Origin of the sequence: Brevundimonas halotolerans (genome assembly GCF_003730275.1) — a bacterium.
Classification (GTDB): Bacteria; Pseudomonadota; Alphaproteobacteria; order Caulobacterales; family Caulobacteraceae; genus Brevundimonas; species Brevundimonas halotolerans.
Window position 1 is genome coordinate 91322 of sequence record NZ_QTTA01000023.1, and the last position, 15546, is coordinate 106867.

Consider the following 15546-nt stretch of genomic DNA (forward strand, 5'->3'; position numbering starts at 1 on the left):
TCATGTTCACAGCCATCATCCAAGCGTCGGTCCGGTTCCGCTGGTTCGTCATTATCGCCGTCAGCCTCGTCGCGGCCCTGGGTCTGTTCGAACTGACCAAACTGCCGATCGACGCGGTGCCCGACATCACCAACCGTCAGGTGCAGATCACCACGGTCGCCCCCGCCCTGGCGCCCGAGCAAATCGAGCGCCAGGTCACCTATCCGCTGGAGACGGCCCTGGCCGGCATCCCCGGCCTGACCAGCACGCGGTCGCTGTCACGGAACGGCTTCAGCCAGATCACCGCGATCTTCACCGACCAGACCGACATCTACTTCGCCCGCCAGCAGGTCGCCGAACGGCTCGCCGCCGCGTCGGAGGGTCTGCCCGAAGGCGTGGAGCCCGGCCTGTCGCCGATCACCACGGGCCTGGGCGAGGTGCTGATGTGGACGGTCGATTATGTGCCGTTCACGACCCAAACCTTGGCCCGACCGGGCCAGCCGGGGTGGCAGGCGGGCGGGGTCTATCTGACGCCCGAAGGCGAACGACTGACCACGCCCCAGCAGCGAGCGACCTATCTGCGCACGGTCCAGGACTGGATCATCGCGCCGCAGATGCGAACCACATCCGGCCTCGCTGGGGTTGATACGGTCGGCGGCTACGTCAAGGAATACGCTGTTCGACCCAATGCATCGCAGCTTGCCGCCTATGGCCTTGGCCTTGGCGATCTGGTCGAGGCCGTCGAGCGCGCCAACACCCAGGCCGGCGCCGGCTACATCCAGCGCGGGGGGGAGGCGCTGGTCGTGCGCACCGACGCCCTGGCGCTGACCATCGACGATCTGGCCCAGGCCCCGGTCGTCAATCGCGGCGGTCTGGTCGTCCGGGTCGCCGACGTCGCCACGGTCGAGATCGGTCAGGCCCCGCGCCTGGGCGGCGCCAGCCGAGACGGGCACGAAGCGGTTCTCGGCACGGCCCTGATGATCGCGGGCGGCAACAGCCGGACCGTGGCCCAGGCCGCCGCCGAACGGCTGGCGGAGGTGGACGACAGCCTGCCGCCGGGCATCGTCGCCGTGCCGGTGCTGAACCGCAGCGAACTGGTCAACTCGACCATCTCGACCGTGGCCCGGAACCTGACCGAGGGGGCGCTTCTGGTCGTGGTCGTGCTGTTCCTGCTGCTCGGCAACATTCGCGCCGCGACGATCACAGCCCTGATGATCCCGCTGTCCTTCCTGTTCGCCGTCATCGGCATGAACCGGTTCGGCATAAGCGGAAACCTGATGAGCCTGGGCGCCCTCGACTTCGGCCTGATGGTCGATGGGGCGGTCGTCGTGATCGAGAACACCCTGTTGATCCTGACCCAACGCCGAGCCGCTGTCGGGCGGATGCTCACCCGGCATGAGCGTCTGGACGTCGCGGTCCAGTCCGCGCGCCAGATGGTCAAGCCCGCCGCCTTCGGCCAGCTAATAATCCTGCTCGTGTTTGCGCCGCTGCTGATGCTGGAAGGCGTCGAGGGCAAGACGTTCCAGCCCATGGGCGCCACTGTCATGCTGGCCCTGGTCGGAGCCTTCATCTTCTCCTTCACCTTCGTGCCCGCCATGACGGCGTTGCTCGTGCGCGATCCCAAGACGGTCCACGTCGATGCCGACGGTCAGGCGGTTGAACACGAGACCTGGATTCTGCGCTTCGCCCGCCGGTTCATCCAGCCAGCGATCAAGGCGGCGGTCGCCCGGCCCAAGGTCGTTCTGATCTCGGCCGTCGCCACGCTGGCAATCGGCGCGGTCTCCTTCATGTCCCTGGGGCGCGAGTTCATCCCGACGCTCGATGAAGGCGACATCGCCATGCAGGCGCTGCGCGTCCCCTCGGCCTCGCTGGAGCAGTCCCTGGCCATGCAGATGGCTCTGGAGCGCGCCATCAAGGCCCAGCCCGAGGTCGAGACCATGTTCTCGCGCACCGGCACGGCCGAGGCGGCGGTGGACCCGATGCCGCCCAACATCTCCGACAGCGTGATCGTGCTGAAGGATCGCAAGGACTGGCCCAATCCGAGCCTCGAGAAAGAGGAACTGATCGAACGGCTGGAGACGGTCGCCGGCCAGCAGATCGGCAACAATTTCGAGTTCAGCCAGCCGATCGAACTGCGGTTCAACGAACTGATCTCGGGCGTCCGCACCGACCTCGCCGTCATGGTCTACGGCGACGACTTCGACACGCTCCAGCGCGTGGCGGATCAGGTCGCGACCTCTCTGCGCGAGACCACCGGCTCTGCGGACGTGCGGGTGGAACAGGCCTCCGGCCTGCCTACCCTGACCGTCAGCGTCGATCGCACCGCCGCAGCCAGCTACGGGCTGTCCGCCGCCGACGTCAGCGAAGCGGTCTCGGCCGGGATCGGCGGCGCCGAGGCCGGACGCATCTTCGAGGGCGACCGGCGCTTCGACGTCGTCGTCCGCCTGCCGGATGACGCGCGCAACGACCCGGCCGCCCTGGCGGCGCTCCCCATCGTGTCCGACACCGGCGTCATCGTGCCGCTGTCCTCGGTGGCGCGCATTCAGGTCGGTGAGGGCCCCAACCAGATCAGCCGCCAGAACGGCAGCCGCCGCATGGTCGTCCAGGCCAATGTGCGCGGTCGCGATCTTGGCGGCTTCGTCACCGACGCCCAGCGGCAGGTCGCGGAGATCGAACTGCCCGCCGGGGTCTATCTGGACTGGGGCGGCCAGTTCGAGAACCTGAAGCGGGCGGAGCAGCGCTTCGGCCTCGTCATCCCGGTCGTCTTCGTCCTGATCGGCGTGCTGCTGTTCCTGGCCCTCGGCTCGTTCGCGGAGGCCGGCCTGGTCTTCGCCTGCGTGCCGCTGGCCCTGGTCGGCGGCGCGCTGGCGCTGCTGCTGCGGGGAATGCCCTTCTCGGTCTCCGCAGCGGTCGGCTTTATCGCCGTCTCCGGCGTGGCGACCCTGAACGGCCTGGTGCTGATGCAGGCGATCCGGGAACGACTGACGGCGGGTCTGAGCCCCTACGATGCCGCCATCGAAGGTGCCTCCAGCCGTCTTCGAGCCGTCCTGACCACCGCCTTGGTCGCCATCGTGGGCTTCATTCCGATGGCGCTGGCTCACGGCGCAGGGGCAGAGGTGCAAAAGCCTCTGGCCACGGTCGTCATCGGCGGCCTGCTGACGGCGACCATCCTGACGCTGCTCGTGCTGCCGACGTTCGCGGCCAGGGCAGTCAAGCACCGGGCTTCGGAAGGGATGGAAGATTGACGGCTCGACCCTCGGGAGATCATCAGCAGCGACGGACATTGCTGGTGGTCCTTATCCTCAACGCGCTGCTCTTCGTGGGGCTCGGCGCGGGCGGCATCCTCGCCGACTCCAGCGCCCTTCTGGCCAACGCCGTAGATAACGGGGCGGACTCGGTCGTCTATCTGATCAGCTTTCTCGCGGTTGGCCGCGCCCTGTCCTGGAAGAAGGGCGCGGCGCGCCTATCCGGCATTCTGCTGCTGCTGTTCGCCGTCGGGGTGCTGATAGACGTTGGGCGGCGGTGGTGGGTCGGTGCTGAACCGGTCGGCTGGACCATGATGGGGCTCGCGCTCGTCGCGGCGATTGTGAACTTGATCTGCCTGGTGCTGTTGAGACGGGTCACGTCCGACGACGTCAACATGGATGCGGCGGAGACTTTTAGCCTGAATGATTTCGCCGCCAATGGCGGCATTCTGGTTGCCGGCGGGCTGGTGTGGTGGCTTGGCCAGGACTGGCCGGACCTTGTTGTCGGACTGATGGTAGCCGCACTGGCGATCAAGGGCGGCGTGGAAATCTTGCGGAATGCCGGAGGCGAAGGCACCAGGATGCCGTGAAGGCTGGCAAATCCCAGGACCACTGTATGGTTTCTACGAAGCCTGCCCGGCCTCGGGGTCACACCAAGGCTCATCGGTTAGACGGCAGTCCTTGGCCCCCACAAGATGACGCTGGCACCGACAAGGCAGATGCACATCCCCAGAATGTCCCATCGATCTGGTCGCACGCCTTCCGCAACCCACAGCCAGATCACGGCTGCGGCAATGTAGATGCCGCCGTAGGTCGCGTAACTACGTCCCGCGTGTTCCGCATCCACCAGTGTGAGGAGGTAGGCGAACACAGCCAGCGAGAGCACACCTGGCAGCACCCACCAGATGGACTTACCCATCTTCAGCCAGGCCCAGAACGCAAAGCAGCCTGCGATCTCAGCGATTGCTGCCCCGACGAAAGCAAGGATGGATAACTTCATAGCCCCTGAGCACTCTCACCAGCCGTCCATCCAACGGGACGTATCCCTTCAGCGGGCACGAGCGAGAGCCCGCGCCATTTCCCTCAGTTCTTCGCGCGTATGTCGCGGGTGCTGGCTCTTCACCTCAGCCATCAGCGCCTCCTCCTGAGCCGTGATGGGTGTGTCGTCGTCTTGGGATTCGCCGGAAAAACGACGCGCGGCGCGCACCATGCGTGCCGCGCGTTCGTCATCGTGCGTCCTATCGTTCTTGGTCATCACCACCTCGTCTCGGACAGGATAACACGCATACACAGTCCGGTCAGGCCGCCCGCGAATACGCCAGGCGGCGCAGCAGGGAATAGACGGCACCCTCCTTTGTGGGCGATTGCACGCAAGCGCGTCCATCGACTTTACCGATGTAGCGAACCACACCTCCGATGAACTCCTGGGCAACGGTCAGCGTCTGGTTTCCCCGACGCAGTTCCATGGTTTCGACGTTGTAGCGCATGGCGATCTCCTCTGTTCGCCACACACCGCTCCAACCGCAGATCGCGGTTATCAATCCAGAGATTCAAACTGCGTCACCACCGCCCGCTGAGGGATCGACATGCTCATAAGTTCTTCGAGTGTCCACTTCTTCGCCATCATGCATTCTCCCCGGCTTCGATCCGACCATACAGCGCGGCGCGGGAAAACAGATTCCCCGGGGCTACACGCGCGCCCTTGGAGATCGGCTTGAAGCCCTTGGTGGCGAGGATGTCTCTGATCCAGCGTCCGACGTGCTGCTTCTCGGTATCATCGAGCGCGCCGACCTTGGCGGCGATCTCCGCGCCCACTGCCTGAGCCGGAGGCAGGCCGTGCTTGGCCAGACAAACCAGTTCAACCTGCCAGTCATGATCGAACAGAATCGCCCCCACGGCCTCACCCGTTTTTGTCGCCTTAAACTCATCAAATGAAGCCATTGGGATTCTCCATATAGGAGGCCATGCGCCTCCTTGATCGATGGATATAGGAGGCGCTATGGAGCCTTGTCAAGAAACAAGGGGGCGTTGTGGCACCTTTTTCGCACTTGCGCGTCTCCGGCCTTGACCCAACGCGCTGCGCCCGATTCAACGGAACGGTGCGCTCCACGCACTGGGGGCTTCAGTGGCTACGCTTATGCAATCGGAACTCGAAACCCATCTTTGGAAGGCGGCGGATATCCTGCGCGGCCACGTCGATGCGGGGAAGTTCAAGGACTACATCTTCGCCCTGCTGTTCTACCGGCGACTCTGCGACGTGTGGGACGAGGAGTTCGAGGTTCTGCTGGCCGAGACCGGCGACCGGGAGGAGGCGGCTGATCCCGAGGAGCACCGGTTCCACGTCCCGCCCCAGCACAACTGGACTGCGGTCAGGAAGAACGCCACCCAGATCGGCCAGCACCTGAACAATGCCTTCGCCGCGATTGAAGACGCCAACCTGCGTCTGCGCGGCGTGTTCGGGGATGTGGACTTCGCCAATCAGGAACGCTTCCCCGACGCCCGACTGGAGCGGCTGCTCGCTCACTTCGAGAAGCACCGGCTGCGGAACAGCGACGTGCCGCCCGACATGCTGGGCGACGCCTATATGTATCTGATCGAGCAGTTCGCCGAGGGCGCGGGCAAGAAGGGCGGTGAGTTCTACACCCCCCGTCAGGTCGTAAAGCTGATCGTCGAATGCCTCGATCCTCAGCCGGGCATGTCGATCTACGACCCCACCTGCGGCTCGGGCGGCATGCTGCTGGAAGCGGTCGAGCACCTGAAGACCAAGGGCCAAGACCCCCGCAGCCTGTCGCTATATGGGCAGGAGAAGGAACTGGACACTTGGGCCATCGCCCAGATCAACCTGTTCCTACACGACATCAATGACGCCTTCATCGCCAAGGGCGACACGATCCTCGATCCGAAGCGATACGATCCGCGAGCGGGTGAGTTTCTGCCCGGCGTTGGTGCCTACGACCGGGTGCTCGCCAATCCGCCTTTTTCGTTAAAGGAGTGGGGTCACGAGGTCTGGTCCAACGGCGATCCTTTCGGTCGCGACATCTATGGTGTGCCGCCGGGGCAGTATGGCGATCTGGCCTTCGTCCAGCACATGATCGCCTCTCTGAGGGAAGACGGCCTGTTGGGCGTTGTGGTTCCGCACGGCGTTTTGTTCCGAGGAGGTGCCGAGGGCCGAATCCGCGAAGCCATGCTGAAGGCTGACATAATCGACGCGGTGATCGGGCTGGCTCCCAACCTATTCTACGGCGCGGGCATCCCGGCTGCGATCCTGATCATCCGCAAGACCAAGCCCGCCGAACGAAAGGGTAAGGTGCTGGTCGTCAACGGCGACGCCACCTTCACGCCCGGAAAGGCCCAGAACCATCTGACTGACGCAAATGTGCGGACGATGTCGGACGCTTTCCAAGGCTTCGCGGATGTTGAGAAGCTGGCGCGCGTGGTGCCGGTCGATGAGATTGCGGCAAACGGGTCGAACCTGAACATCAGTCTCTACGTCAAGACCGGCGCGGACGCGGAAACCGTGGATGTGGCCGCCGAGGTAGCCAAGCTTCAAGACCTCATTGCCAAACGTGACGAGGCCGAGGCTGTGATGTTTGGCCATCTAAAGAGGCTTGGCTATGCCGAGTGAGGTGCCGGAGGGTTGGAAACAAACGACGCTGGGGGCGGTCGCTGACATCACGCGAGGTGTGAGTTGGCGCGATGAGAATGAAACGAACAAGACAACCGCTGGCGCGCTGCCCGTCCTTGGCATTCGGAATGTCCAGCAATCTCTAAAGCTCGACGACACAGTCTGGCTAACGGGCCTCTCGCAGAGGTCTGTCGCAAGCAGCACCGTTCGGCGCGGCGACATCCTTATGGTCGGATCAAATGGCAACCCGGCCCGGATTGGCAACTCTGTTCGTATCGATGTGGCGGGAGTCTACCTTTACGCCTCGCTGCTGTTCGGCGTCCGCCCTGATGAAGCACAGGCGGACGGCGAGTTTCTCTTTCATCTGATCCGTTCAACAGCCGTCCAAAAGGCGATTTCGGACACCGTTCAAGGCAGCACAGGTCTCGCAAACCTCAAGATCACCGTCCTGCGTGACACAAGGCTTCTCTTGCCTCCCCTTGAAGAGCAGCGGAGAATTGCTGAGGTGCTGCGCTCAGCGTCGGCGACCTGCGAAGCTTCAAACCGCGTGGTCGAGAAATACGGTGCCGTGATCCAGACAGAGATCGATTCTGTTGTCGCAGAATTAGTCAATGATCCATCGATACCAAAGGTGCACCTTGGCGAGGTGGCAATGGTGAAAGGCGGCAAACGCCTACCGAAGGGGAGCCAATATTCTGACGATCCAACCGGATTTCGCTACGTTCGCGTCACTGATTGGAATGATCATGAAATCGAACCAGCCCGCGTTCAATGGATACCGAGCGAAACAGCCGCAGCGATCAGACGCTACACAATATCGTCGGCTGACCTGTTCATTTCAATCGCGGGTTCGATTGGGTTGGTGGCTCTTGTCCCAGCCGAATTGGATGGAGCACATCTCACGGAAAACGCTGCCAAGATCGTGCTCCGTGACGATCAGGTGATTGACCGGAACTACTTATTGCTTGCCTTGATGAGTGGCTCGTTGACGGATCAGATTAGGCAGCAGAAGGGCGTTGGCGGAGGTGTTCCCAAGCTCGCACTGTTTCGGATCGAGGCATTGGAAATTCCACTACCTTCAATAGACCGACAGCGCGAGATTGCGGCTTCCTATCGAAGCCTGAAGGCTGCTCGCTCCATTTCCAGTCAAGCATCAAAGGCTGCTGTGAGGGTCTTTGAGACGCTCGCAGCCGACCTCCTCTCCGGCCGCGTCAGGGTGCCAGCGTGAGCGAATACCGCCTTGCCGAAAAGCCCGCGCTCGATGCTCTGACGGCCATGGGCTACGTTGCGCTTCATCCCGAGGCCGCGATGTTGATGCGGCAAGAGGCGAACCGCGTCCTGCTGAGGCCGGTGCTGATCGAGGCCCTTCAGGCTCTGAACGATGGGTTGGGCGTCGAGGACGCAGAGGCGATCTACAGCGACCTGTCCACCCTGTCTGACAACGAGGAATGGCAGCGTCGTCTGCGCGGAGCCTATTCCCGGCGACTGAAGGGCAAGGCCAAGGATGAGCCGGTCGTCCTGATCGACTTCAAACGACCCGATAGGAACCGCTATCACGTCGTGCGCCAGTTCAAGGTCGAGGCGCAGCGGTCGCGGATCGCTGATCTGGTGGTGTTCGTGAACGGCATCCCGCTGGTCGTGATCGAGGCGAAATGCCCGATGAAGGCGGCTGATCGCTCTGGTCAGGCGTTCGAGCAGATCAAGCAGTATGAGCGCGATATTCCGCGCCTGTTCTACCCCAACTCCTTCAACATCGTCACGGACGGCATGAAGACGCTGTATGGCGCGACCGGTGCCCCGGCGAAGTTCTATGCGCCGTGGCCCGACCCGTGGCCGCGCAAACGAGACGAGTTTCCCGACGACTTGTCGAAAGACCTGTGGTGCCTGTTGGAGCCGTCGCGGCTGCTCGACATGCTCGCCCATTTCATCGTCTTCGAGACCGACCCGGACAATGGTCACCGGGTCAAGAAGGTCTGCCGCTATCAGCAGTTCCGGGCCGTCAACAAGGCGGTCAACCGCGTCGCCGAGGGGACGAAGAAGAAGGGCTTGATCTGGCACACCCAAGGCTCGGGGAAGAGCCTGACGATGGTGTTCCTTGCCCTCAAGCTGAAGACCCATCTGACGCTGGACGCGCCGACGCTCCAGAACCCAAACATCCTAGTCCTTACCGACCGCATCGATCTGGACGATCAGATCGCCAAGACCTTTGTCGCCTGTGGCCTCCCCAACCCCAAACAGGCGGCCTCGGTCGGCGAGTTGCGCGAGGCCGTGGCGCGCGGCGGCTCGGGCCAAATCCTGATGTCCACCATCTTCAAGTTCCAAGGCTCAAAGGAGCCGATCCCGAACTCGGAGGACTGGATCGTGCTGGTGGACGAGTGCCACCGGACGCAAGAGAAAGACCTCGGGGCCTTCCTGTCCGCGACCCTGCCCGACGCGCGCTTCTTCGGCTTCACCGGCACGCCCATCAAGAAGGCCGACAAGGACACCTACGCCCGCTTCAGCGAGCCGGGTGAGACCTATCTCGACAAATACGGGATCGACGACGCTGTGCGCGACGGTGCCACCGTGCCGATCCTCTACGAGGGCCGGAAGACGGAATGGTCAATCAACGAAAGCCAGATCGATATCCTGTTCGACCGCTGGTTCGTCGATATGCCTGACGAGAAGCGTGAGAAGTTGAAGCAGAAGGGGGTCAGCCTCGCCCTGATCGCCAAACACCCGGAGCGCATTCGGCTGATCGCTCGCGATATCTGGGAGCATTTCAAACAGACCTGCCGCCCGGACGGCTTCAAGGCACAGATCGTGGCCATCGACCGCGAGTCGGTCGTGCTCTATCGCGCGGCCTTGGCTGACGTGATTGCCGGCGACCTGATCAAGGACGGCATGGCCGAGGCCGACGCGGCGGGGAAGGCCGACCGGATGATCGGCTGCGTCTTCTCCAAAGCCCAGACAGATGGCTACCCGTCCGAAGACCCGGCGATTGAAAGCGTGCGCCAGCAGTTGACCGCCTACTTCCTCGACGATGATGGGGAGAAGGCCGCCAAAAAGGCATTCAAAGGCAGCACCGACGAGCCGAGCTTCCTGATCGTCTGCGACAAGCTGCTGACCGGATTCGACGCGCCAAACGAGCACGTCATGTATCTGGATAAGCCCCTGCGCGAACACGGCTTGCTTCAGGCCATCGCCCGGACCAATCGCACCTGCTCGATCAAGCGACCGGACGGCACTTCGGTCGATAAACCACACGGTCGGATAGTGGACTACATCGGGGTGACCCAGAACCTCGAAGACGCCCTGTCTTCTTATCGCGCCGACGATGTTCAGAACGCTCTGACCGATCTCGATCTGTTACGCCGTGACCTGCGGAAAACCCACGCCGAGTTCATGCGCCTGAAGCGTCTGATGGGCCTCGACCGGATGGATGAGAAGGCCGCCGCCTATGCCGTCGAGAAGCTGGTGTCCGATGGCCGGGAAGATGACTGGTTCGAGCTTCAGCGGCTCGGTCGCCACTTTGTTCGAACCTATGGCGATCTGTCGCCCGATCCGACGATCCTCGAATTCACCGAGGACATGAAGTGGACCGCGACCTTCCTGCGGCTAGCTCAACAGGCGATCACCAAGGACGAAAGCCTCGACCACCTGACCTACTCGGGCAAGATCAGGGAGATGCTGGAGGAGCACGTCCGTGCCACCGGTTTGAGCACGACCGTCCGCCTCCGCAACATCACCGACCCCGACTTCAAGGATGACTTCCAGACCGAGGGGCAGACGGAAGAGGCGCAGAAGGAGTCCTTCATCCGCAAGGCCGCTGAACTGAAGCGGGTGACCCGTGAACTCGTCGACAAAAACCCCGCTCAATATGGCCGCTTCTCCGAGCGCGTGCTGGAGATCATTCGCCGCTTTGAGGAAGGGCAGATCGCCGCCGGCGAGGGTCTGAAGGCGTTCGAAGACCTGACCGACAGCATTGAATCCGAGGCCGGCGCCCATACTGAACTGGGCATGGACGAGCGCGCCTTTTCTATCCTGCGGATCATGGAACCGCATGCGCTGGATGCCGACCACGGAGCCCTTCAAGCCATCGCTGTGGAGGTAGGCGATCTCTACGCGACCGCGCAGGCCAGTCAGCCATCTTGGTTCTTCATGGACGGCTACAAGAAGGAGCTTCGGCGGGACGTTCGGAAGGTGCTGCGTCCGCTCGAACTGACCGACGCCAACGCCGTCAGGGATGAGATCGAGAACTACGCCGTCCACGCCTACGCGGGGCCCGAGTGATGGGCATGGTCCGCATCGGCCAGACCGAGGTCGCCTACGAGCTTCGGCGATCCGCCGCCGTCTCGGAGCGTCGGATCACGGTCACCCCCGGCCATGTGGAAGTGCTGGCCCTCACGACTGATGACGACGCTGAGATCGACGCCTTCCTGAACCGGAAGCGGCAGTGGTTGTTCAACACCCTGCGCGAACTTGAAACCACGACTGCCAAGCGTGCCGTTGTCCCGCGATTTATGACCGGCTCGAAGATTCCTTTCCGGGGCCGGAACGCGCGTCTCACTGTCCGCCACCACGATGGTGCCCACGTCGAGATCGATTACCGCAACGGCTTTCTTGTAGACCTGCCATCATGGGTCCGAGCCGACGATCAGGGCGGCATCGTCGCGACCGAGATCAAGCTCTGGCTCAAGCGGCGGGTGCGCCGTGATGTGATGGAGATCGCTGCGACCTACCGAAAGCGGTTCGATCTGAAGCCGCGCACGATCCGAGTTACAGATATGAAGACGGGCTGGGGCGCCTGTGGTCCGACCGGCTCGATCTTGATCAACTGGACCCTCGTATTCGCTCCCAAGGCGGTGCTGGAATACGTCGTCGTCCACGAACTCGCCCACCTGAAAGTGCGGTCGCACGGGCCGGAGTTCTGGGCCTATCTGGCGACGCTGTTGCCGGGCTATGAGCGTCCAAAGGGCTGGCTCGACACCCATCAGGGGTCGCTGGATGCGGGCTTTTTGGCTGCCGGGACCTGAGAGGCGCAAAGTCAGATCACCAAGGCGGCTGGTCTAATGAATGTGCGAGCAGACTGCGGACGTTCACTGCGTGCTTGCCTGCTGGCCGCGTGGGGGTGGGGGTAGCCACATACAGGCTCTAAAACGTCCACCGCATCTAGCCCGTAAAAATGGCCCGTCAAGTCTCCGGCGGGGCTCAGTTGACCTGACCATTACCGGCGGAAGCGGTAGTGGGCAGGAAAAAGGCCCGGATCGGGTCGATCCTTCTGCCAACTCCACAGCCTTCCATGACGATGACCCATTTTCCTCATAGATAAAAATTATTAGAATTGATTGGAATATTGCCGGAACCGTTTTAACAATAAAGCGTGAGTAGCAAATATAGAGCCAGCATGTGAAATCAATATTTGTACAAATCTGATCGATTATCGATATTTTGTACACTATTTATCCCTTAGTACATTATTGCGCTGTCATTTGACAGCGTCAAAATCGTACTCTAGTGGCTAGGCGTCCATTCGCGAATAAGCGAAGTCGTTAGTCAGTGCAAATGTCACAATCAGGTATATTTGATCCAAACGGATTCTGGTGCACCCCGCAGGGTGCAGCGGCACTGAATAATCCAACAATAGCTGTATGGGCGTGGTCTATACGAGTTGCCACATTATTGTTGACTTTAAATATCAGAAATAATGGAAATATTAAAATTGGTGGACGTCATATTGTTAGCGCTCACGAAAGTGATGGCGGAGTATTTGATATATCAATTAATAGCGTCACATGTCCAATGGCCCGTATGACTTTTCAATACGATACGAAAAATGTAGCTAATACGATATGTGCAGTGGATGTTGATGTCGATGATACCCATGCCAGTATGAATGAAATTGTATGCATAATGATCGAGGTGGCAGAATACCTTATTGATAAGGACGACAAATTACTTAATGCAGTAGGGAATTCATTAGAGAATCGTATTGAAGCGCTTGGCTACAATGTGCTGCTCTGATGTGGTCGTTGTTCGTAATATCGAGTCTAGAGGCGACAATTCAATATGGTGCATATAAATTGCGCAATCCTGTCTCTGATGCCGTTGCGTGTGTGATGCGGCGGAAATCTGGACATAGCTACCCCCGCTATCTCCGGTGGATAATTTGAATCTATATTCCAAGTATGAATACAGACAAAATTATCACTCGATAGCTTTCTCACCGGAGAATGATTTTTACTGATCTAGAAATCCCCATGGATACCGTATCGTGGCCATCCGCTCCGGTGGAGTTTCAATCAGGAAACTGCTGACCCCTTCGGGCACCGTCTGTAAAGTCCATGGTTCTGGCTATTGGACCATTCCTGTCCTCAAGCCCGACCGGGGGTTCACCGCCTTCGGAGCGGCTATGTGTAATCGCCTAGATCAAACTCCCGTTCAGTAAGCTCACGGGAGAACAAGTGGGAAACTCAACGTGCCGTCGCCGGTGAGCGGGACAGTCTCCACAGACCGCTCAATTTCTATTTATGACTTCTGGATTAGAAGTTGCACACTCAAACTGGGATATGTCGTTTGCATCACCAGCTTGTCTGACATCCTCGTCGGTGAGCCGTCGGTAGCCCTTCATGGGCCATCAACGTCCACGGTCGAGCCTGCCAGATCGTGAGGCGCACTTGATCCCGTTGCTGGCGCCTTCGCCGTTGTTGTGGAGATCGCACAGGAGCGACCAAGTGCCCGAAAAGGCCTCCTGCTTGCGGCAGGACAGCATTCGTTCGGCGCGCTATTTCCGGCAGTATGGGGAGCCCCAAGCTTTCCTTCGCTGGAGCGGTATCGATAGCAGTCAGGACATCCGGTTCATCGGCTAACGGAAGTGCGCGCGAACCCCTACAGAAACCCTACAAAACCACGTTAATCCTTCACCCTTCTTATCTTCGAAGTAGTGGAAAATGCGCCGCTATTTCGGATTCTGAAGAACGATGGTGGGTGATGTAGGGTTCGAACCTACGACCCGCTGATTAAGAGTCAGCTGCTCTACCAACTGAGCTAATCACCCGCATCGTCCTAGCGGGCACTGGGCCCGGTAGCGCGAAGGGGCCGGACATACTGTCTCGCTCCGGCGAACGCAAGGTCGATTTCGCCCCGGGGGCTGCGGCGTTAAGCTGCGCCCTCTGAGTCGGAGAGGGCACCATGGCACGTTGGGATCTGAGCGGGGCGGTCGACTTTGCCGTGCTGGAGGCGATGACCGGCGGCGATGACGCCATCTCGGAAGAGGTGCTGACCCTGTTCGTGCAGCAGGCCGGGCTGTGGTCGCCGATGCTGGACGTCCGCCACGAGGGGTGGCGCGACGCGGCCCATACGGTCCGGGGGGCGGCGGCCGGCATCGGGGCGGGCGCGCTGGCCGAGGCCTGTGCCGTTGCGGAGGCCGCAGACAAGGCCGAAGCGCCGCCCCTGCTGGACCGGGTCAGGGATGCGTTGGACGTGGCGTTAGCCGACGTCGCGGCCTGGCGGCATGAACTGATGCTGCGGGGGCTGAGGGGTTAACCTCGAATCTGGCCCCGCGTGCGGTCCCAGGTGGCGAACTCGTGGGCGATGCAGCGGTCGATCAGCAGGCGCCAGACCGGCTCGGCGATGTCGGGGGACAGGCCGGCGTCGCGCGCAGCGGACAGCACCTTGGCCACCACATCCTCGATCCGGGCGTCGTCGTGGACCACGTCGCGGCTCGGCTTGATGCGGGCGGCGGCCTCCATATAGCCCTGACGCTCGGCCAGCAGGGCGACCAGCGCCCGGTCCAGCGCATCGACACCCTGCCGGACCTCGGCCATGGAGGTGCAGTCGCCCGGCGCGGTGCGACGGTCCACGGGGATGCTATCCGACAAAGGCGCGCTCCAGCACATAGTCGCCCGGCTCGGCGTTCGAGCCTTCCTTCAGGCCATAGGTCTCCAGCAGCTCGCCGGCTTCCTTGATCATGGCCATGGAGCCGCACAGCATGACCCGGTCGGTGTTGGGCGAAAAGCCGATGGGCAGCCGCAGGTCAGCGAACACATCGCCCGAACGGATGCGGTCCGTGATCCGGCCCGGAGTTTCAAACCGCTCGCGGGTGACGGTGGGGTAGTAGGTCAGATGGGCGTTTGCCTCGTCGCCGACCAGCGGATCGTCATGGATGCCCGCAGTAAAGAAGTCGCGATAGGCCAGATCGGCGACCTGACGCACGGTGTGGCAGACGATCACCTGTCCGAAGCGACTGTAGGTGTCCGGATCGCGTGCGACCGACAGCCAGGGCGCCAGGCCCGTGCCCGTGCCGATCAGCCACAGCCGCTCGCCCCCGGTCAGCGCATCCAGCACCAGGGTGCCGGTCGGCTTCTTGCCCATCAGCACGGTGTCGCCCGGCTGGATCTTCTGCAGGCGCGAGGTCAGGGGGCCGTCCGGCACCTTGATCGAAAAGAACTCCAGTTCCTCGGCCCAGTGGGGGCTGGCGATGGAATAGGCGCGCAACACGGGCTTGCTGCCATCCTCACCCGGCAGGCCGATCATGACGAACTCACCCGAGCGGAAGCGGAAATCCTCGGGCCGCTCGAGGGTGAAGCTGAACAGCTGGTCGGTCCAGTGGTGCACCGACAGCACCTTCAGCGCATGGTGGGGCGACGGCCGGGCAGGGGCAGTGTCGGCCGGGGTGGACGAAAGGGTCTGGGTCATTGCCGCCCTATCTAGAGCGTG

The 15546-nt window shown here is 61.7% G+C and carries 14 protein-coding genes and 1 tRNA gene; 8 read left to right on the forward strand and 7 right to left on the reverse strand.

Features of this window, described 5'->3' with window-relative positions:
* Positions 1-2 precede the first annotated feature (2 nt).
* Positions 3-3224: an efflux RND transporter permease subunit gene (locus EG854_RS12350; RefSeq protein WP_123288434.1), complete on the forward strand. Its 3222-nt coding sequence runs from the start codon at positions 3-5 to the stop codon at positions 3222-3224.
* 38 nt (positions 3225-3262) lie between these two features.
* Positions 3263-3814 carry a cation efflux transmembrane domain-containing protein gene (locus tag EG854_RS12355; protein ID WP_123288435.1) on the forward strand — a complete coding sequence of 184 codons (552 nt, stop codon included), beginning with the start codon at positions 3263-3265 and terminating at the stop codon, positions 3812-3814.
* A 77-nt stretch (positions 3815-3891) separates the two neighbouring features.
* Here EG854_RS12355 and EG854_RS12360 read toward each other — a convergent pair whose 3' ends face one another.
* The 4 genes from EG854_RS12360 to EG854_RS12375 all read right to left on the reverse strand — a co-directional run bounded on the left by EG854_RS12360 (position 3892) and on the right by EG854_RS12375 (position 5165).
* Positions 3892-4224, reverse strand: coding sequence for a YnfA family protein (locus tag EG854_RS12360; protein WP_123288436.1), 333 nt, complete (start codon positions 4222-4224; stop codon positions 3892-3894).
* Between the two features lie 48 nt (positions 4225-4272).
* Complete coding sequence (locus EG854_RS12365; protein WP_123288437.1) at positions 4273-4479, reverse strand: hypothetical protein; 207 nt, start codon at positions 4477-4479, stop codon at positions 4273-4275.
* Between the two features lie 43 nt (positions 4480-4522).
* Positions 4523-4711 carry a hypothetical protein gene (locus EG854_RS12370; RefSeq protein ID WP_123288438.1) on the reverse strand — a complete coding sequence of 63 codons (189 nt, stop codon included), beginning with the start codon at positions 4709-4711 and terminating at the stop codon, positions 4523-4525.
* 136 nt (positions 4712-4847) lie between these two features.
* Entirely contained in the window at positions 4848-5165 is a 318-nt protein-coding gene (locus EG854_RS12375) for a hypothetical protein (protein ID WP_123288439.1), read from the reverse strand.
* 196 nt (positions 5166-5361) lie between these two features.
* Between EG854_RS12375 and EG854_RS12380 the strand changes: the two genes are divergently transcribed.
* The 5 genes from EG854_RS12380 (at position 5362) to EG854_RS13200 (ending at position 12852) form a co-directional block, all read left to right on the forward strand.
* On the forward strand, positions 5362-6849 hold the full coding sequence (locus EG854_RS12380; protein WP_206423412.1) for a type I restriction-modification system subunit M: 1488 nt from the start codon (positions 5362-5364) through the stop codon (positions 6847-6849).
* Complete coding sequence (locus EG854_RS12385; protein WP_123288441.1) at positions 6839-8077, forward strand: restriction endonuclease subunit S; 1239 nt, start codon at positions 6839-6841, stop codon at positions 8075-8077. The genes EG854_RS12380 and EG854_RS12385 overlap by 11 nt, the downstream gene beginning before the upstream one ends.
* Entirely contained in the window at positions 8074-11121 is a 3048-nt protein-coding gene (locus EG854_RS12390) for a type I restriction endonuclease subunit R (RefSeq protein WP_123288442.1), read from the forward strand. Before EG854_RS12385 ends, EG854_RS12390 begins: the two co-directional genes overlap by 4 nt.
* A gap of 5 nt (positions 11122-11126) precedes the next feature.
* Entirely contained in the window at positions 11127-11864 is a 738-nt protein-coding gene (locus EG854_RS12395) for a M48 family metallopeptidase (RefSeq protein ID WP_164462038.1), read from the forward strand.
* 523 nt (positions 11865-12387) lie between these two features.
* The gene (locus tag EG854_RS13200; protein WP_164462039.1) at positions 12388-12852 is read left to right on the forward strand and encodes a hypothetical protein; all 465 of its coding nucleotides are present in this window, start codon (positions 12388-12390) and stop codon (positions 12850-12852) included.
* 957 nt (positions 12853-13809) lie between these two features.
* Here the strand turns inward: EG854_RS13200 and EG854_RS12405 are convergent.
* A tRNA-Lys gene (locus EG854_RS12405) sits at positions 13810-13885 on the reverse strand.
* A 134-nt stretch (positions 13886-14019) separates the two neighbouring features.
* Here EG854_RS12405 and EG854_RS12410 point away from each other — a divergent pair.
* Positions 14020-14373 (forward strand): Hpt domain-containing protein, encoded by a 354-nt coding sequence (locus tag EG854_RS12410; RefSeq protein ID WP_123288445.1) that lies wholly within the window; start codon positions 14020-14022, stop codon positions 14371-14373.
* Here EG854_RS12410 and EG854_RS12415 read toward each other — a convergent pair.
* The gene (locus EG854_RS12415) at positions 14370-14726 is read right to left on the reverse strand and encodes a chorismate mutase (protein WP_123288446.1); all 357 of its coding nucleotides are present in this window, start codon (positions 14724-14726) and stop codon (positions 14370-14372) included. The two genes, EG854_RS12410 and EG854_RS12415, sit on opposite strands and share 4 nt — an antisense overlap.
* Positions 14698-15525: a ferredoxin--NADP reductase gene (locus tag EG854_RS12420; protein ID WP_123288447.1), complete on the reverse strand. Its 828-nt coding sequence runs from the start codon at positions 15523-15525 to the stop codon at positions 14698-14700. The genes EG854_RS12415 and EG854_RS12420 overlap by 29 nt, the downstream gene beginning before the upstream one ends.
* Between the last annotated feature and the right edge of the window lie 21 nt (positions 15526-15546).